1 protein-coding gene is annotated in these 2,139 nt (G+C 67.5%); it reads right to left on the reverse strand.

The window, feature by feature from the left end:
• Nucleotides 1-2,127 (reverse strand): condensation domain-containing protein (locus tag ADK52_RS07975; protein ID WP_159045871.1); only part of this gene is annotated, 2,127 nt, incomplete at its 3' end.
• Nucleotides 2,128-2,139: the final 12 nt, after the last annotated feature.

Consider the following 2,139-nt stretch of genomic DNA (forward strand, 5'->3'; position numbering starts at 1 on the left):
CAACGCCACATGCGAAACCACCACACCCTTCGGCCGCCCCGTCGAACCCGACGTATAAATCACATACGCCGGATGCGCAGGCAACACCGAAGACAGACGGTCGCTGTCAGACAGATCGGACGCACTGGCCGAGGCGACCACCTGCACGAACTCGTCATCGTCCAGCAGCACACGAGGCACATCGCCGTCGGGCAAGCCGGGTGAAGTCTCCGCATCGGTGATCATCAGCACCGGTCCGGCATCAGCCAGCACGTACGCGATCCGGTCCGCCGGGTACTCCGGATCCACCGGCACATAACCGGCACCGCTCTTCAAAACGGCGAGCAACGCGACCACCAGGTCAACCGACCTGGGCAGCGCCACAGCAACGAGCTTCTCCGGACCGGCGCCGCACGCCACCAGATGACGAGCCAGACGATTCGCCCGGGCATTCAACTCCGCATAACTCAGCTCGACCCCGCCGCCGACCACGGCCGGCGCGTGCGGGCTGCGTGCCGCCTGCGTCTCGAACAGCTCCGGCAGCAGCGCGGCAGGAACCTCGGCCACAGCGCTGTTCCACGTGGTCAGGATCCGCTCGCGCTCGTCGGAGCCCAGCAGTTCGATCTCACCGACGTGCAGGTCAGGATCGGTACCAACGGCTCGCAGTACGCGTATCAGGCGGGCAACGAGGTGCCGAACAGTGCTCTCGGCGAACAGATCCGTCCGGAAGTCCAGTCGGCCCTCAAGACCCGCGGGCTTCCCGTCGACGCCACGGGTCTCGTCCAGGCTGAACGACAGGTCGAACTTCGCCACCGCACCTTGAACCTGCTCCGACGTCACGCTCAGGCCAGGCAGCGCGACATCCGGATCAGCAGCGCTCTGGACCGTGAGCATGACCTGGAAGAGGGGGTGGCGAGCCATGGAGCGCGCCGGGTTGAGGATCTCCACCAGCCGCTCGAAGGGCACGTCCTGATGGGCGAAAGCCGCCAGGTCGACTTCCCGAACCCCCTTGAGGACCTCTCGGAAGGTCGGATCGCCCGAGACGTCGGTGCGCAGGACCAGCGTGTTCACGAAGAACCCGACGAGATCGTCCAGGGCGTCGTCGGTACGGCCCGCGATCGGCGTACCGATCGGAATGTCCTGCCCGGCACCCATCTTGGACAGCAGGACGGCCAGAGCTGCCTGCACCGTCATGAAGACGCTCGCCCCGCAGGACCGCGAGAGCTCCACCAGACGGGCATGCACCTCCGCCGGTACGTGGACGTCCACCGAAGCGCCCTCGTGCGAAGCCACGGCCGGGCGCGGATGGTCCACCGGCAGCTCCAGCTGCTCCGGGAGATCGGCCAGAGCCTGCTTCCAGTACGCGACCTGGGCGGCGATCACGCTCTCCGGGTCGTCCTCGTCGCCCAGGACCTCGCGCTGCCACAGCGTGTAATCCGCGTACTGCACGGCAAGCTCTTCCCACGCCGGGGCATCCCCCTGGCAGCGAGCCGCGTACGCCAGCGAAAGGTCCTTCGCCAGCGGCGCCATCGACGAGCCGTCCGCTGCGATGTGGTGGACCACCATGACGAGGACCCACTCGCCGGGAGAGTCAGTGACTTCGAGCAGGCGCACCCTCCATGGCAGCTCCCGCTCCAGGTCGAAGCCCGTGGCAGCCAGCTTCCCTACCGCCGAGGCGACATGATCGGCGGTGACGCTTTCGACGCCGACATCGGGAATGCCCACGGCGCCCTGCAAGATCTCCTGCCGCGGCTCCCCGTCCACCTGCGGATACACCGTCCGCAGGCTCTCGTGCCGACCCGCGACGTCCGCGAGCGCAGCCCGCAACGCCTCGACGTCCAAGGCACCCGTCAGGCGCAGTACGAGCGGAATGTTGTACGTCGCGGAGACACCTTCGAGCTGACCCAAGAACCACAGACGGCGCTGGGCAAACGACACCGGAAGAACCTCCGGCCGTGTGCGCCGTTCCAGCGGCGTCCGGACGCGACCACCGTCATCGAGCCGGTCCACGAGGGCGGCGACGGTAGGAGCCTCGAACAGGGCCCGGACGCTGACTTCGACGCCGAGGACGGTCCGGATCCGGCTCACCAGCCGCGTCGCCAGCAGCGAATGCCCACCCAGCTCGAAGAAACCGTCATCGATCGACACCGACTCCACACC

The sequence above is a fragment of the Streptomyces sp. WM6372 genome, assembly GCF_001279655.1.
In the GTDB taxonomy this organism is placed as follows: Bacteria; Actinomycetota; Actinomycetes; order Streptomycetales; family Streptomycetaceae; genus Streptomyces.